Raw genomic sequence first — 17,363 nt, forward strand, 5'->3', positions numbered from 1 at the left:
CACTAGCAGATTATAAAAGAGGAAGTGATAAAATATGTCATTACTAAATAAAGAGGGATCTTATTTTACTAAAAAAAATATTCTTAAAGGCATGATTGTAATTGTAATTATTGGTGCAATTGCAGGTATAGGATATATAAAAAATAACACTTTAAATAATGATAAGCTGGCAGATAGTGCAGGAAGTGTATTAAATGAAGGGGATAATTCTAATTCAGAAATTAAAAGTGACTCAGAAAATGTAAGTGAAAATAAAGCTGAGAGTTCAAAAGACTTTAGTTCAGGGGTTGCAAGTAAATTTGATTTAGAGGCTACTAATAATTTTAATCTTAATGAATTGAAATCATATAGACTGCCTATGATTATTGATTTTGGATCAGATACATGTATACCATGTAGGGAAATGGCACCTACATTAAAAGCGCTTAATCAAGAATTAAATGGAAAAGCTATAGTTAAGTTTGTAGATGTGTCGAAGAATGCAGATGCTGCAAAAAATTTACCATTAAAAGTTATACCAACACAATTTTTCTTTGATAAGAATGGAAAACCTTATGTTCCCAAAGATACTCAAAGTGGATTTACAATGTATAGCGACAAAGCCACAGGAGAACATCTATTTACAGTACATGAAGGTGGAATGGATAAAGATTCAATACTAAAAGTATTAAAGGAGATTGGATTAGAATGATTAATGAATGGTTAGAATCCTTATCTACTTTAATTACTCAAAGAATGTGGCTTGCACCACTTTTAGCATTATTTACAGGAGTTTTAACATCATTTACACCATGTTCACTTTCTAGTGTGCCACTGGTAATAAGCTGTGTTGGAGGTACTAAAAGTGACGATACTAGAAAAGCTTTTAAATTATCCATAGTATTTGCAATTGGAACAGCATCAACGTTTACAGCTTTAGGTGTTGTTGCATCTCTAATGGGAAAACTTATGCAAGGTACAGGATCATGGTGGTATCTAATATTAGGTGTACTTATGGTTCTTATGGCATTACAAACATGGGAGTTGTTTAATTTTATACCATCTTCTTATGCAATAAGTAAAAATAAGAAAACAGGATATATTGGTGCATTTATAGCAGGAATATTAGGTGGATTCTTTTCATCACCTTGTTCAACTCCTGCATTAATAGTTATATTGGCTTTTGTAGCTAAAGAAGGGAATATTATATTTGGAACCTTGTTATTATTGCTTTATTCTATAGGACATAGTGTTCTAGTTATTATAGCAGGGACATCTATAGGGTTTGTAAGTAAAATTACAAGCTCAAATAAATATGGAAATTTAAGTTTTATATTAAAAATACTTATGGGCTTAATAATGTTGTTACTTTCATTTTATATGTTTTACTTAGGGTTTTAATTGTAAGACTGAAGTAAATACAATTAAATATTATATTAAAGAACTAAACATGATTTAAGATGTTTTATATATTGTAGTAATTTTTAAGTATAAAATAAAATTTATAGATAAATTAAAAAGCACAAGAGATTAATTATAGGTTCTGACGAATTTATGTGAGAACTTTATAGATCAATGGAGGAGGGAAGGCTTTTAAAGGCCGATAGTGAATGAAAAGTAGAATTATAGCTATTATGTTAGCGACCGTACAATGTCGTCAACTTAAGAGAAAATGATAATTTAATAAAAAAAACACTTGACAATAGTGGAAAATTTTGCAGCCTCGCTATAGAGAAATAAATTTATAGCGAGGTTTTACATTATGAAAAATACTAGATTATTATCTTTAATTTTAAAAGAAACAAACGATTTAATTACTTCAAGTGAGTACAAAGAAGCATACAGCTTAGGTAACTCATTCTCAAGGAATAGAAAACTATCCTTTTCAAATACGGTTCATTTTATTTGCTCCGCATTGCGAAAATCCATCTCTTCTGAAATTGATAATTTTATTGAAGATCATAAATGTTTAAAATTTCCGTCAATAACAAAACAAGCATTTTCTAAGGCAAGACAAAATATATCACCAGAAGCCTTTAATGAATTATGCAGACTTTTTGTTGATAAATTTTATAGTATAAATAAAAATTTAAACACTTGGAATGGTTTTAATATTCTAGCTGTAGATGGAACTAGTCTACAAGTGCCAGATACAAAAGAATGTGGTGAATATTTTGGATTAAGCAGTAATCAAAATAAGACAAGAACTGCTATTGCGACGGCGTCAGCCTTATATGATGTATTAAATGACATTATTGTAGATTCTAGAATTACTAAATATAAGACAAGTGAAAGACATATTGCAAAACAACATATAGAGTCAATAGGAGATAAATTCTGTCCTCGAAAAAGCATTGTTATTTTTGATAGAGGCTATCCTTCATATGATATGTTTGATTATTTAAATTCCAAGGAATTACTATTTTTAATGCGAGTATCAACATCTTTTAAACTTGCACAATCAATAGATTCCCCTGACTTTATTTTAAAATATAAAGTTAAAGGTGAAATAAAAAAAATAAGAGTAGTAAAAGTTAAGCTGTCAGATGAGGTGACAGAAACTTTAGTGACTAACATCTATGATGATACTATTACGCCTTTAAAATTCAAAGAACTCTATTTCTTAAGATGGGGCGTTGAATCTAAATATAAAGAATTAAAATGCAGTCTTAAAATCGAAGAATTTTCAGGTACTAAGCCAATTGCCATAAAGCAAGATTTTTACGTTTCTATTTATTTATCGATGATTGCAGCTCTTATAAAAAAAGATGCCGATGCTGCGATATCAAATGATAATAAGGATAAAGATTTAAATTCAATATATCAATCAAATAGGAATTTTATTTTGGGACAGGTATTCAAACGAATTATAGCTTTATTAGTTAAATCTAGATTAAGAAATAAGCTGTTAGAATTAATACTTGAAAAAGCTATAAAAATACGCTCACAAATACGTTGCAACCGATCTTGTGAGCGCAAAAACAAACATCCAAGAAAAAAGCACCATCATAATATTAAATCCTGTTTTTAATATTAAATATAAATAAATACATATTTAAAATTCACTTTATCCAGTGGATTTATTTAGTGTACCATTTTTTAAGATAAATTAAAATAGACATCAAAAATGATTTCTTTCAATTTATTTTTGCATAGCTTAATCTACTAAGTTGACGACATTGTACGAGCGGATATTCAATGGTTCTTACAAGATATGTATCGGATAAAATTTATGATTTAGATGTGCAAATAGAGCCACTACAAGTAACAGTAGATAAAAATAAAAAAGAGATAAAAAGCATTAATAGAGTTATTGATAATACTACAAAAGATATTGAACAATGCAAAAAAGAAATTTACACATTAGATTTAGCTTTAGGACAACGAGTTAAAGCAATGTATATGTCAGGGGATTTAGAATTCAGTTATTTAAGTTTTATACTTGAATCAGAATCAACAAGTGATTTCTTTTCTAGAGCAGAGGCAGTAAGTAAGATTGTAGGTAAAGACAAAGCTGCTATAGAAGATATTACTGATAAAAAACAAGAATTAGACAATAAGATACAATCTTTAGAAGATAAAAAAATTGAGATTGATAAACTTAATAAAGAAATAGAAGATAATTTAAGTCAATTAGATGGGAAGAAAAAGGAAGCAGAAGCTTTAGCAAGTGAAGTAAAAGAGGAAAAGAGTAAATTTGACTCACAATATTTATCACAATTAGAGAGAGAACTTGTACAATCTCAATTTTCTGTTATAAATAACTCTAATAGTTCAGTGTCAGAACTTCAATATGCGATTACTCAATTAAGAAGCCTTAGAGATAATCAAATTAAAAGTGAAATTGTTACTGCAGAAATAAATGAAAAAATAGAGAAAGCTAAGGTAGCAGTAACTGCAAAAAAAAACAGCTGAAACAAAGGCTGTAAGCCCAAGTAGAGGTAAATCAGGTTCGTCAGTATCTGTACCATCAGCAGGAAATGCTCAGGCTATTTTAAATGCAGCATATGCACAATTAGGAAAGCCTTATGTATGGGGAGCAACTGGTGTAAATAGTTTTGATTGTTCGGGATTTACTCAATATGTATATAAAAATGCTGCAGGAGTAGATATATCAAGAACAACATATACACAAATCAATGCTGGACAACCTGTCAGTCAAGATGAACTTCAACCAGGAGATTTAGTATTTACACATGCAGGTCATGTTGGAGTATATGTTGGAAACGGGCAAATGATTAATGCACCACAAACAGGTGATGTAGTTAAGGTGGCGCCTGTGCAATGTCGTCAACTTAAGAGAAAATGATAATTTAATAAAAAAAACACTTGACAATAGTGGAAAATTTTGCAGCCTCGCTATAGAGAAATAAATTTATAGCGAGGTTTTACATTATGAAAAATACTAGATTATTATCTTTAATTTTAAAAGAAACAAACGATTTAATTACTTCAAGTGAGTACAAAGAAGCATACAGCTTAGGTAACTCATTCTCAAGGAATAGAAAACTATCCTTTTCAAATACGGTTCATTTTATTTGCTCCGCATTGCGAAAATCCATCTCTTCTGAAATTGATAATTTTATTGAAGATCATAAATGTTTAAAATTTCCGTCAATAACAAAACAAGCATTTTCTAAGGCAAGACAAAATATATCACCAGAAGCCTTTAATGAATTATGCAGACTTTTTGTTGATAAATTTTATAGTATAAATAAAAATTTAAACACTTGGAATGGTTTTAATATTCTAGCTGTAGATGGAACTAGTCTACAAGTGCCAGATACAAAAGAATGTGGTGAATATTTTGGATTAAGCAGTAATCAAAATAAGACAAGAACTGCTATTGCGACGGCGTCAGCCTTATATGATGTATTAAATGACATTATTGTAGATTCTAGAATTACTAAATATAAGACAAGTGAAAGACATATTGCAAAACAACATATAGAGTCAATAGGAGATAAATTCTGTCCTCGAAAAAGCATTGTTATTTTTGATAGAGGCTATCCTTCATATGATATGTTTGATTATTTAAATTCCAAGGAATTACTATTTTTAATGCGAGTATCAACATCTTTTAAACTTGCACAATCAATAGATTCCCCTGACTTTATTTTAAAATATAAAGTTAAAGGTGAAATAAAAAAAATAAGAGTAGTAAAAGTTAAGCTGTCAGATGAGGTGACAGAAACTTTAGTGACTAACATCTATGATGATACTATTACGCCTTTAAAATTCAAAGAACTCTATTTCTTAAGATGGGGCGTTGAATCTAAATATAAAGAATTAAAATGCAGTCTTAAAATCGAAGAATTTTCAGGTACTAAGCCAATTGCCATAAAGCAAGATTTTTACGTTTCTATTTATTTATCGATGATTGCAGCTCTTATAAAAAAAGATGCCGATGCTGCGATATCAAATGATAATAAGGATAAAGATTTAAATTCAATATATCAATCAAATAGGAATTTTATTTTGGGACAGGTATTCAAACGAATTATAGCTTTATTAGTTAAATCTAGATTAAGAAATAAGCTGTTAGAATTAATACTTGAAAAAGCTATAAAAATACGCTCACAAATACGTTGCAACCGATCTTGTGAGCGCAAAAACAAACATCCAAGAAAAAAGCACCATCATAATATTAAATCCTGTTTTTAATATTAAATATAAATAAATACATATTTAAAATTCACTTTATCCAGTGGATTTATTTAGTGTACCATTTTTTAAGATAAATTAAAATAGACATCAAAAATGATTTCTTTCAATTTATTTTTGCATAGCTTAATCTACTAAGTTGACGACATTGGGCGCCTGTGAATAAATTTTACGCTGCAAGAAGAGTAATTAATTAGTAAACATAAGAAATTAGTTGTTAATATCTGATTTTGAGTTAAAGGGAGTGCCGAAAAACGATTAAAAGAAATTAATCATAAGCGACGCTCCTTTCAATTCAAAGCAAAGTCCTCAATAAATTATATAAAAGTGTCTTAATTGCAAAATAATAGGACACAATCAGGACACAAGTTTAATTACTATCAATGATATAATTTAAATAAGCATATGAAAGAAAATAGACTAGCATACTGATTAATTATTTTTTTCAATATGTCTAAACAGGATGAGGAGATGAAATTATGAGACAGGGTTACCATATGGGAATGGGATATTATGGTTCTTATATTTTAATATTTATTTTGGTGATTTTTTGTATGCTAATATTTTTACTATTAAAAAGTAAGAAATCTCTAAATTTATTTGTAATAAGCTTAATTGATATGCTTAAAGGAAACTATGCTTCGGGTATTATTACAGCTGATGAATATATAGAAAGAAAATCTATTATTGAAGATATAAAATATTCGAGTCAATATATACCTATACTACTTGAAAGATATGCCCAATGTACCATAGGCACCAAAGAATTTTTAAATATTAAAAATGAAATTGAAAGCAATAACATTGATAATCTTATAAGTGCGAGGCTTGCAAAAGGAGAACTATCCTATGATGAATTTAAATCTAGAATGGATAGTGAATCTTTATGAAGAGTTTATAAAATTACAAAATTAGAAAGAAGGAAGTGAAAGTATGAATCCAACAGCATTTTCAATTGGAGGATTTGATGTAAGATGGTATGGAATATTAATTGGAACTGGAATGATGTTAGGAATATTAATGGCAAATTATAATTGTAAATGGAGAGAAGTTGATTATGATAATTTACTAAATATCGTATTACTGTCTATTCCAATTGGTATTGTTGGTGCAAGACTATATTATGTAGTATTTGAATTTGAAAACTATAAAAGCAACATTATTGAAGCATTTAATATAAGACAAGGTGGACTTGCTATACATGGTGGTCTTATTTTTGCAATAGGAACAGCGTTAATATATACAAAAATTAAAAAATTAAACTTTATTAAATTTGCAGATGTAGCAGCCCCTTCTATTATTTTTGCACAAGCCTTAGGGAGATGGGGAAATTTTTTCAATCAGGAAGCACATGGAGATTCTGTTAGTTATGAATTTATTAAACATTTTCCTATGTTTATTCAAAAAGGTATGCACATAGATGGCATATATTATAATCCTACTTTTCTGTATGAATCTACTTGGAACATAATTGTATTTATAATATTAATGGTTATATTAAGGAAAAGCAAAAAAAATGGAATTGTATTTTTTACATACATTGGCTTGTATTCTATAGGTAGATTTATAATCGAAGGAATGAGGACAGATAGTTTAATGCTCGGAAATATTAGAGTGGCTCAATTAGTTAGTTTAAGTGGAATTTTACTTTCGATAATATTTATATTTTTAAGTTATTGTAAAAAAGCAAATAAAATGGAGAGGATATAATGATAAACATAATATTATTTATACCAGAATTAATATATTTATGTGGATTTAATCAATTAAAAGCACAATTACCCATTACAGATTAATAATTTTGCAACCCCCATTTTGTTTTTTTATAAATACTTTGAATATAAATCAAAGTTATACATTTTATATAATTATCATTTAGATTGGTATAAAAGTATTAATTCACCAATAAAATAAATATTCACAATTTCATCACAAATTTAACAAGATTTTCACATAAATTTTTGTTATCATATAAATGTAAATTAATACCAAATACGAAAGGAGAAATTTTTTAGAAACTAAAACTTTAAATTAAGAGGTGTAAAATGAAAAAAGATGTAAAAATATTAATCAGTGTAGTTATAGTTATTTTAGTTTTGGGAGTAGTTTCCATAAAAAAACTTTATAGTGAGAATGTAGGAACTACAAGTGAAAAGACAGCAATAAAAAGTGAAACAACAAATGAAACCACAGTGGTAAAAGGCATGCCAATGCTAATTGATTTAGGAGCAGGAACATGTATGCCTTGCAAGGAGATGGTTCCCGTGCTTGCTGAAGTAAAAGAAGTATATGAGGGTAAAGCTGTAGTAAATGTTATTGATGTTAATGATCATCCAGAGGAAGCGGATAAATATGGTATAAGAGTTATTCCAACCCAAGTGTTTTTAGATAAGGATGGTAAGGAATTTTTTAGACATGAAGGCTTTTTCTCAAAAGAGGAAATTGTAAAAGTGTTTGAGAAAATGGGAGTGAATTAATATGGAACAAATACTTAATAGTTTTACAACTGTGCTTTCAAACAATATATGGTTAGCTCTTGTTATGTCATTTGTTGCAGGTATAGTCTCATCTTTTAGCCCTTGTGTTTTATCTACAATACCATTAGTTGTAGGCTATGTTGGTGGATATGCCGGTAAAGATAAAAAACTTGCCTTTAAATACTCTTTATTCTTTTGTATAGGTTTAGTTATTACCTTTACTGCGTTTGGAGCACTTTCTGCAATACTTGGAAGACTAATGACAGGTACTGGAAAATGGTGGTACATAGTACTTGGAATCATTATGCTTGTGGCTGGTATGCAGATGCTTGGAGTTATTGAATTTAAAAATAACAGCTGCAAGATGCCTGCAAAACGTACTGGTCTTATAGGAGCTTTTTTTCTTGGAATATTGGGAGGGGTTTTATCTTCGCCCTGTTCAACGCCAGTGCTTATAGCTATATTAACCTTTGTTTCTGGTAAAGGTAATATTGCATTAGGTATTCTTATGTTATTTTTATATTCTATTGGCCACTGTACATTAATTTTAATTTCTGGAACTTCTGTAGGTTTTGTAGAAGCCTTAAGTAATTCAAGTAAATCGCTATTTATAGGAAAGATACTAAAATATATTTTGGCAATACTTGTTTTAATATTGGGATTATATCTAATATATACAGGCGTATAAAAAGGATTGTTGGGGAGGTAATATAAATGGTAACTGTGTTGTGGTCAAGTGTTTTTGTAACACTTTGACCTAATTTTTTTTATATCTTGCTTCAAATGGCGTTAGACCATTATTAAATGTATGTGGACGTAAGTGGTTGTACCAGACGTATGCAAAGTTATCGATATCTGAATTAAGCTCTTTATCATTATGATAATATTTTAGATTTATCAATTCATTCTTAAGAGTGTTGAAATATCGTTCCATAGGTGCATTATCATAGGGATAACCAGCCTTACTCATACTTTGCGTTATACCGTTACCTTTGCAGAAATTAACAAACTCCTTTGACGTGAATTGAGTACCTTGATCACTATGAAGTAATATATTACCATTATTAGTAATATGCTGCGCGGCGAATGCCTTTTTTACTGTTTTTATAGCCAAATCAGACGTGATTTCTTTACCATTAAGTGATGCAACAACTGAGCGGTCATGCAGATCTACGATTGAACAGTTATATCTTTTTTGACCATTAGCAAGTGTAATATATGTGAAATCAGTGCACCATTTTTCATTAATTTTTGCAGCTGTGAAATCTTGATTCAACAAATTAGGAAATTTCTTGTACGCTTTTCCATGTTTGTAAGAAGGCTTCTTTTTACGAACTATAGAATATATCTTCAAGTCAGTATTCATGTATTTATGGACAGTCTGGCAGCTTAAATATATATGCTTACGTTCTAAGAATATTTTCATATTTCTATAGCCTAATACACCATTATTTTCATGATAGATTTCTTCTATTGTAGAATATATAGACTTCTTCTTATCATTATAAGCCTGTTTTCTTGCTTTTTTGTAGTTATAATATGCATTAGGATAGATACTAAATCGTCTAAGCAGCCATCGTACACCGAAGTGCTGTTTATTATCATCAATAAATCGATAAACCATCAATCGATTTCCTTTGCAAAGAATGCCGCTGCTTTTTTTAAGAAATCATTTTCCTTCTGCATTTCCTGAAGCTGTTTCTTAAGCTTCTTATTTTCAGTAAGATAATCATATTCGCTTTTTAAATCCTGGTTTGTCTGGCATTCGCTGCGGTATTGCTTAACCCAATTTGAAATACTAGCCTTTGATACTTTATATTCATCAACTAAACTTTTAATTGTTCTTCCTTCAACATGAAGAGCTACTATTTTTCTTTTTACTTCTTCCTCAAAATGTTGTACCATAATCTATTCCCCTTTTCCTAATAAAATTATAATTTATTAGGTACTCATGTTACAACTTTACTTTATCACAACACATACTCATAAGCCGTATTATAAAATGTATGGTAGTAAGTATTGAACGTCAAATTATTTGATGCTAATATCATAACTTTATTTGATGCTAAAAATGAATATATTCTTCAAAATCTTCAATGAAAATGAGGCTACTTCGTTACGGTTTATGATGATAAATATTCTGAATATTACAAAAAAATCCACAAATACCTTATTGATATTTGCAGATTTTACTTTTATCCAAGTTCAGTTTCATTAACAGCAAGCATTATTATGTCACTATCAATTGTATTCATATTTTTTGTATTGCCTATCATAAGGCTAGAATCACAGATTTTATTAACAATTCTAGGAACTCCGTTCGAAGCGTTAGCAATTGCTTCAAGAGCGGTATCATCAAAAATATCAGTATTACATTTAGCACCAGTAAGCTTTGCTAATATATAGTCTTTAGTTTCTGATTTTGTGAGATTATCTAAATTATAATTCATTGTTATACGTTGTCTTAAAGGCTCATTAGCAACTAGCCTCATGGTATTATTTAACTGAGGAAGCCCCACAAGAAGTACTATTGCACGATCTCTTGAATCCATGTCAAAATTAAAAAGCATTTTTAAATCATTAAGTATTCCATTACTTACATAATTAGCTTCATCAATAATTATTACAGGAGTTATACGTTTTTCAACTGAATATCTAGTTATTTCATTTTGGATAATTTTGAAATTATCAATTTTTCTGCACATTGGCTCTAGTCCAAGCTGGGCAGCCATATTTTTATAAAATTCTGCAACAGTAAGTGTAGAAAGGGAACTATAAATAACTTTATAAAGTGATGAATTAAGGCTATTAGACCAGTTTCTTATTATTGTAGTTTTACCTCGCCCTGGACCTCCGGTCAGGATTCCGAAACCTTTATTATTAAGTAAATAATTAAGTCTACAAATAACTTCTTTATAGTCAGAAGTTTCTACTACTATTTCCTTAGAATTTTTTATAAACGGATTAAAATCCATTCCATATCTACTTATATAATCCATTATTCTTGACCTCCAGTAAGTTTTATTTTTTCCCTTTTTATAACAGAATTATCATGCTTATTTAAAAGCTTTATTTCTGTAAGTTCAGAAGTGTTTTTATCAACTACATAAATTTTGCTTAAATCAGGTGAATATCTTAGGGTTATTCTTTGTTTTGAGTATCTATAATCAACTTCATATTCTGTTTCATCTATCATAACTACGTTATCGGCTGATACTCTTCTTTCATATTCAAGTAAAAAGGAAGTTTCAATTTGTTCATCTGTAAGCCTTTTAATCATGTGAGATTCCTTGAAAAACCTGTCCTGTGGAGATAGTCCATCTAGAGAAGAATGTATATGCTGATTATAGCTATTAACATATGAAATAAGGCTTATCCTAAGTTCATCTAAATTATTAAAATCATTCATATTAAGCTGGGACATCCATTGATCTTTTAATGTGCGAAACCACCTTTCAATTTTAGCTTTTGATTGTGGGGTATAGGGTGCACAATAACTAATAGTTGTACCTATTCTAGCTGCTAAAAGTTCCATTTGCTTGTTCTTATATGAAGCACCATTATCAAAGTTTAAGATTTTAGGTTTCCCGAATCGTGTAACAGCAGATTTTAAAACAGACATAAGATTTACAAAATTATCATTAAAAAATACATCTATTCCTGTTATGTATCTTGAAGCATCATCAATAAGTGCTATTATGTAAACGCGTTTCTTTTTACCATCTACCTTCAAATAAGGTCCAACGCTGCTGTCACCACACCATACTTCATTTATATGAGCACGCTCATATCTTTTCATATCTTTATTTTTAGAATATTTATTCTCAAGCTTAAGAACATTAACATACCTATTAATTGTTGAAAGTGAAATATCTCCTTTAACAATAGTTCCATTGTTAATAAGCTTTTGATAGATAAGTGTTGCTGGGATTCTTGGATATTCTTGTTTTAAATATTTAATCTGTTCTGTAATATCAGAATCTAATTTACGTGTTCTTCCAGTGTCGCATCGTTTTACAGGTATGAGTGCCTCAAAGCCCTTATTCTTGTAATTGTAATACCAACGTTCAAGAGTAGCAGCAGCTACCTTAGTATCTTCACCATCTGGAGTCTGATATACTTTGCCTGCGGCATCTCGGAAAAATTGTTTAACACTTTTATTTTCATCATAAGTACCACTTATCAGAGGAGCCAAGATTCCGTACCTGAAAAGTGCTATTTCTTTTCTAGTTTTTTCGTCCATATTTTGAAAAAGCCTCCTTTGTTTTATTACAATATAAGCTTATATCTACATAAATTAACAGTAAAACTAAGTTATGTGGTTTTACGAAAATAAAATATTATTGATGCATTTAATTTGCATAAATTGTCTTTTAAAGTTTTTTAAACATTGCTTTGAAATACTTAAATCTAATGAAATTTTAAATGAAGTAATACGTTCCTTCCAATGCTCTAGATATTGTTTTATTATATAAAAAATATTGCTTTCATCGATAAATTCATTAGCTATCATAATGGGTTCAAAAGAAGCTTTGGAATTATAAGCATTAATAATTGAAATATGATCACATAAAAGAATTTGAGAATAAGGTACAATACACTCTGGAAATATAGCATGAGTTTTATTGCAACATGTACACTTTGCTCTAAGAATTGTTATAGATATCTTGCCATCACTGTTTTTAACAGTTCTCTTGTAATAACCATGCTTTACAAGCTGCCCGGACCTTCCGCAGGAACAAGTAAGTTTGTGAAAATCTATGTCTTTAATAAATTTATCATAGGATTTTTGCGTTAATGACTTGATTTTTGAATCTAAATTAGATATGATTTTTGTATCATAAATATTAGTTATCATAGAATTTATGGTTAGCAGAGCAACAAAACTTTGGTCGGTGGTGTTGCTCTGCTTTTTTCCTTTCTAAGAATAATATAAAATAATAATATACTAAAAAAGGCAAGCATTAAATACTTTGACTAAAATTTAGTCATGCAAATAATGCTTGCTCTTTATTTATTTTGAAGATATTTAAATTTTTTAACATCATATAAAATGCTATTCTATAAGTAAGATGATAATAAATTCAGGTAGTGCAGGTAAGCCCAAAACAGGAAATCCAAAATCAAATTATGTAATTATTGAAATTTTAGAAGAGGTTAAAGTGGAAATAATTGAAGTTGAATATGACTTTGAAAAGATAGCAGCTGCAATAGAAGAAAATGAATTACCAAAAGAGTTTGCAAATATCATAAGAACTGGAAATGCCTAAAATTTAGAATAGTTATTATTATAGTTGCTGGATAAGGATAAATAACAGCTACTTAACAAAGTGATAAAAGAAATTATGAGGTGTAGTTTATGGAAAAAATATATGATATTGCAATAATTGGCACAGGACCAGCAGGACTTTCAGCAGCTATCAATGGGGTCATAAGAAATAAAAACATTATATTATTTGGCAACGGTGACCTTACAACCAAACTTCAAAAAGCACCAGAAATAAATAATTATCTTGGGTTTTATAGTATATCCGGAGTTGAACTTGGGGAAAAGTTTAAAAAACATATAGCAAATATGGATATAAAAATAACTGAAGAAAAGGTTAATGCTATTTATGCAATGGGTGAGTCTTTTTCAATTATGGTAAATGAAAAAGAATATGCTGCTTCAGCAGTTATTCTTGCTACGGGTATGGAATTTACAAAACCTATAAAAGGTGAGACTGAGTTTTTAGGATTAGGAGTGGGATATTGTGCTACTTGCGATGCTCCACTTTATAGAGATAAAACTGTAGTAATAATAGGATATAATGAGGAGGCTGAGGAGGAAGCAAATTATTTAAGTGAGCTTGTTAAAGAACTATATTATGTACCGATGAAAAATATTTCGGGTAAGCTTAGGTCTGATATTGAGATTGTAAATGATATGCCTGTTGAAATCAAAGGATGCGATATTGTAGAGAGTATTCAACTTAAAAATAGAGAAATATTAACTGATGGAGTATTTATTTTAAAAGATAGCTTACCTCCAGCACAACTTGTTCCAGGCCTTGAAATAATAGATGGACATATAGCTACTGATCGTTCAATGAAAACAAACATTAAAGGATGTTATGCAGCGGGTGATTGTACAGGAAAACCTTATCAATATATTAAGGCAGCAGGTGAAGGTCAGGTGGCGGTTCTTAATGCTGTTGCTTATTTAAATAGTATTAAATATCGTTAGCTTTATGTATCAATTAACCCAATACTACAAAGGAAGAAAACTATATAATTAGGGATATAAAAAAAGAAAAAGCAAACTACTTAATTATTTAATGGTTTGTTTTTTTAGTTTAGAAAATTTAAAAATCATGTATAGTTATTAGGAAATTTTCATAATACTATTTTGTGGCAATAATTAAATTCTTGCATAAAATAAGTATGTAGATAGTTAAGTATATATATAGTGATGATAAAAAATGTTTTTAAACAACAATTCTATTGACAATATATAGATGATGTTTTATATTATATATAGATAGAAGTCTATATAGAGAGGTTCTGAATGAAGATGAATTATGAAGAAAATGCAAAAATATTTAAATCACTATCTGATCCAAGTAGATTAAAAATAATTGATATATTATCTTGTGGTGAGAAGTGCGCATGTGATATTCTAGAACATTTTGATTTTACCCAGCCAACACTTTCACATCATATGAAAGTATTAATTGAATCTGGACTTGTAGAGTCTAGAAAGGAAGGCCTTTGGAGTTATTACTATTTAAATATTAATAATTGTAATAAGTTAAGTTTATCTTTAATGAATCTAGTAACAGAAACAGATGACTGTGTTTGTAAGGATAAATTAAAATGTACTTGTAAATAAAAACAATTAGTTTAGCATATGCTAAATGATATATTAGAAGGAGTGAATATAAATGAAAAAAATGATAATATTTGATCCAGCTATGTGTTGTTCAACAGGTGTTTGTGGCCCATCTGTAAATAAGGAGTTATTAAGAGTTTCAACTGTTCTAAACACATTAAAGAATAAGGGAATACTAGTTGAAAGATATAATCTTACAAGTAATCCACAAATATTTGTAGATAATAAAGAAATAAATAAAATATTAAATACTAAAGGTGTTGAAAGTTTACCTGTAATTATGGTAGATGGAGTTGTCGTTAAAGAAGGTAGCTATCCTACTAATGAAGAGTTTTGCAAATTATTAGAAATACCAACAAGCTATTTAGCAGTTAATATAAAAAAGGCTACTATAAAGAAACCTAGCAATGGTTGTGGATGTAAAGATGGATGTTGTTAAAAGATAGTTTGAATTCATAAGAAAAAGTGATTATTTTTAAGTAGAAGGGAAGAGAAATTATGTTTAAAGCATTTGATATAAAAGAACTGAACTTAACTAAGTATTTATTTTTTACTGGAAAAGGTGGAGTGGGTAAGACTTCAACAGCATGTGCTGTAGCTTTAAATCTAGCGGATGAAGGAAAAAAGATTATGCTTGTAAGTACTGATCCAGCTTCAAATCTTCAAGATGTATTTGGCACTGAATTAAATAATAAGGGAGTTCAAATAAAGGAAGTTCCAAACTTAGTAGTTGCAAATTTTGAACCAGAAGCTGCAGCTGCTGAATATAGAGAAAGTGTTATTGGACCATATAGAGGAAAATTACCAGATGCAGTATTAAAGAATATGGAAGAACAATTATCTGGGTCATGTACTGTGGAAATTGCAGCGTTTAATGAATTTTCATCTATGATAACCGATGAAAAAGTGTTTAATGAATATGATCATATAATATTTGATACAGCGCCAACAGGTCATACTTTAAGAATGTTACAGCTACCTTCTGCTTGGAGTAATTTTATTGATGAAAGCACTCATGGAGCATCATGCCTTGGTCAACTTGCAGGTCTTGAAGATAAGAAAGCAATCTATAAAAATGCAGTAAATACTTTAGCAGATAAAGATAAGACGATACTTGTACTTGTATCTCGCCCTGAAAACTCTCCATTAAAGGAAGCTGAAAGAGCTTCTAGTGAACTTCAAGAAATAGGAGTAAAAAATCAAATACTAGTTGTAAATGGTGTACTTCAAAATCATGATGATGAACTTTCAACTGCTATTTATGAAAAGCAACAAAACGCTTTAGAAAATATGCCAGCTAAACTTAAAAATATTGATACTTTTGAAATTCCACTAAGACCTTATAATATAACAGGACTTGAAAATGTAAGAGCTTTACTAAATGAAAACCATATTAAAGTTAGTAATGATACTTTAAACATGACTTCAGTACCAAAACTAAAAAGTGTTATAGAAGATCTTTATAATAGTAATAAAAAAGTTATATTTACTATGGGTAAAGGTGGAGTAGGTAAGACAACTATAGCTGCTGCAATAGCAATAGGTTTATCTAAAAAAGGTAAGAAGGTTCATTTAACAACTACTGATCCAGCCGGTCATTTAAAGTTTGTATTAGATGAAAGTTATGGTATTTCTTTAAGTAATATTGATGAAAAAGAAGAACTAGAGAAATATAGGCAAGAAGTATTAGGCAAAGCAAGAGAGAATAATATGACTGATGAAGATATTGAATATATTGAAGAAGATTTAAGATCACCTTGTACTCAAGAAATAGCAGTATTTAGGGCTTTTGCAGAAATCGTTGAAAAGTCAGAAAATGAAGTAGTAGTAATAGATACAGCACCAACAGGTCATACTTTATTACTTTTAGATTCAACAGAAAGCTATAATAAAGAAATTTCTAGATCAGAAGGAGATATACCAGAGTCGGTTATAAAGTTATTACCTACATTAAGAAATGAAAAAGAAACAGAGGTTATTATAGTAACTTTAGCTGAGACAACTCCAGTTTATGAAGCTATGAGACTTCAAAAGGATTTAGATAGAGCAAAGATTCATAGTAAATGGTGGGTGATAAACTCAAGCCTTTATGCAACCAATACAACTAATGAAATTTTAAAGGCAAAAGCAAGCAATGAAATTCAATGGATAAATAAAGTTGATGAAATTTCAAATGGGAATTTCGCTGTTATTGAGTGGAAAGATGATGAAGTTACAGGAGATAAGCTTACTGAGTTAATAGAGTAGTTATAAGTTTAATATCACTACCAATTATTACAACTAAATTAGTAGTGATATTGATTATATTAAAAGCTACAAAATTTTAGAATTAGGAATTTATCAAAATTGAATGTAATTAAGGAGTGATAAGT

At 29.3% G+C, this 17,363-nt stretch carries 17 protein-coding genes and 1 pseudogene; 14 read left to right on the plus strand and 4 right to left on the minus strand.

Translation table 11 applies throughout. The annotated features are described in order from the left end of the window. The first annotated feature begins 34 nt into the window (after window positions 1–34). The 9 genes and pseudogenes from MTX53_RS02590 (at window position 35) to MTX53_RS02630 (ending at window position 8,808) form a co-directional block, all read left to right on the plus strand. Window positions 35–691, plus strand: a complete 657-nt coding sequence (locus MTX53_RS02590; protein ID WP_244834673.1) for a thioredoxin family protein — start codon at window positions 35–37, stop codon at window positions 689–691. Beyond that, window positions 688–1,380 (plus strand): cytochrome c biogenesis protein CcdA, encoded by a 693-nt coding sequence (locus MTX53_RS02595; RefSeq protein WP_244834674.1) that lies wholly within the window; start codon window positions 688–690, stop codon window positions 1,378–1,380. The genes MTX53_RS02590 and MTX53_RS02595 overlap by 4 nt, the downstream gene beginning before the upstream one ends. A gap of 361 nt (window positions 1,381–1,741) precedes the next feature. Further along, entirely contained in the window at window positions 1,742–3,010 is a 1,269-nt protein-coding gene (locus MTX53_RS02600) for an IS4 family transposase (protein WP_244833863.1), read from the plus strand. A 161-nt stretch (window positions 3,011–3,171) separates the two neighbouring features. Further along, window positions 3,172–4,288, plus strand: a pseudogene (locus tag MTX53_RS02605) (NlpC/P60 family protein); the annotation flags it as partial. Between the two features lie 86 nt (window positions 4,289–4,374). Then, a complete protein-coding gene (locus MTX53_RS02610; protein ID WP_244833863.1) occupies window positions 4,375–5,643 on the plus strand; it encodes an IS4 family transposase in 1,269 nt (422 codons plus the stop codon). 479 nt (window positions 5,644–6,122) lie between these two features. Then, window positions 6,123–6,533 (plus strand): SHOCT domain-containing protein, encoded by a 411-nt coding sequence (locus tag MTX53_RS02615; RefSeq protein ID WP_244834675.1) that lies wholly within the window; start codon window positions 6,123–6,125, stop codon window positions 6,531–6,533. Between the two features lie 43 nt (window positions 6,534–6,576). Beyond that, the gene (gene lgt, locus MTX53_RS02620) at window positions 6,577–7,353 is read left to right on the plus strand and encodes a prolipoprotein diacylglyceryl transferase (RefSeq protein ID WP_244834676.1); all 777 of its coding nucleotides are present in this window, start codon (window positions 6,577–6,579) and stop codon (window positions 7,351–7,353) included. A 335-nt stretch (window positions 7,354–7,688) separates the two neighbouring features. Continuing rightward, window positions 7,689–8,120: a thioredoxin domain-containing protein gene (locus MTX53_RS02625; RefSeq protein WP_244834677.1), complete on the plus strand. Its 432-nt coding sequence runs from the start codon at window positions 7,689–7,691 to the stop codon at window positions 8,118–8,120. A gap of 1 nt (window position 8,121) precedes the next feature. Beyond that, a complete protein-coding gene (locus tag MTX53_RS02630) occupies window positions 8,122–8,808 on the plus strand; it encodes a cytochrome c biogenesis CcdA family protein (protein WP_244834678.1) in 687 nt (228 codons plus the stop codon). A gap of 69 nt (window positions 8,809–8,877) precedes the next feature. On the opposite strand, the gene MTX53_RS02635 is transcribed toward MTX53_RS02630, so the two are convergent. The 4 genes from MTX53_RS02635 to MTX53_RS02650 form a co-directional block, all read right to left on the minus strand. Next, window positions 8,878–10,025 (minus strand): IS3 family transposase gene (locus tag MTX53_RS02635; protein WP_244834679.1). Its coding sequence is split into 2 segments (ribosomal slippage): window positions 8,878–9,785 and window positions 9,785–10,025, totalling 1,149 coding nucleotides; the frame shifts between segments, so codons are not numbered across the junction. Window positions 10,026–10,315: 290 nt separating this feature from the next. Further along, window positions 10,316–11,119, minus strand: a complete 804-nt coding sequence (locus MTX53_RS02640) for an AAA family ATPase (RefSeq protein WP_244833337.1) — start codon at window positions 11,117–11,119, stop codon at window positions 10,316–10,318. Beyond that, window positions 11,119–12,363 (minus strand): DDE-type integrase/transposase/recombinase, encoded by a 1,245-nt coding sequence (locus MTX53_RS02645; protein WP_244833926.1) that lies wholly within the window; start codon window positions 12,361–12,363, stop codon window positions 11,119–11,121. Before MTX53_RS02645 ends, MTX53_RS02640 begins: the two co-directional genes overlap by 1 nt. 81 nt (window positions 12,364–12,444) lie before the next feature. Continuing rightward, window positions 12,445–12,978, minus strand: a complete 534-nt coding sequence (locus MTX53_RS02650) for a DUF6431 domain-containing protein (protein WP_244833335.1) — start codon at window positions 12,976–12,978, stop codon at window positions 12,445–12,447. A gap of 214 nt (window positions 12,979–13,192) precedes the next feature. Here MTX53_RS02650 and MTX53_RS02655 point away from each other — a divergent pair, with 214 nt between their 5' ends. The 5 genes from MTX53_RS02655 to arsA all read left to right on the plus strand — a co-directional run bounded on the left by MTX53_RS02655 (window position 13,193) and on the right by arsA (window position 17,238). Continuing rightward, window positions 13,193–13,390 carry a hypothetical protein gene (locus tag MTX53_RS02655; protein WP_244834680.1) on the plus strand — a complete coding sequence of 66 codons (198 nt, stop codon included), beginning with the start codon at window positions 13,193–13,195 and terminating at the stop codon, window positions 13,388–13,390. A gap of 89 nt (window positions 13,391–13,479) precedes the next feature. Then, window positions 13,480–14,346, plus strand: a complete 867-nt coding sequence (locus MTX53_RS02660; protein ID WP_244834681.1) for an NAD(P)/FAD-dependent oxidoreductase — start codon at window positions 13,480–13,482, stop codon at window positions 14,344–14,346. 321 nt (window positions 14,347–14,667) lie between these two features. Next, on the plus strand, window positions 14,668–14,991 hold the full coding sequence (locus MTX53_RS02665) for a metalloregulator ArsR/SmtB family transcription factor (protein ID WP_280527253.1): 324 nt from the start codon (window positions 14,668–14,670) through the stop codon (window positions 14,989–14,991). Between the two features lie 52 nt (window positions 14,992–15,043). Beyond that, on the plus strand, window positions 15,044–15,430 hold the full coding sequence (gene arsD / locus MTX53_RS02670) for an arsenite efflux transporter metallochaperone ArsD (RefSeq protein ID WP_244834682.1): 387 nt from the start codon (window positions 15,044–15,046) through the stop codon (window positions 15,428–15,430). A gap of 59 nt (window positions 15,431–15,489) precedes the next feature. After that, a complete protein-coding gene (gene arsA, locus MTX53_RS02675; protein ID WP_244834683.1) occupies window positions 15,490–17,238 on the plus strand; it encodes an arsenical pump-driving ATPase in 1,749 nt (582 codons plus the stop codon). Window positions 17,239–17,363: the final 125 nt, after the last annotated feature.

The sequence above is a fragment of the Clostridium sp. BJN0001 genome (assembly GCF_022869825.1).
In the GTDB taxonomy this organism is placed as follows: domain Bacteria; phylum Bacillota; class Clostridia; order Clostridiales; family Clostridiaceae; genus Clostridium.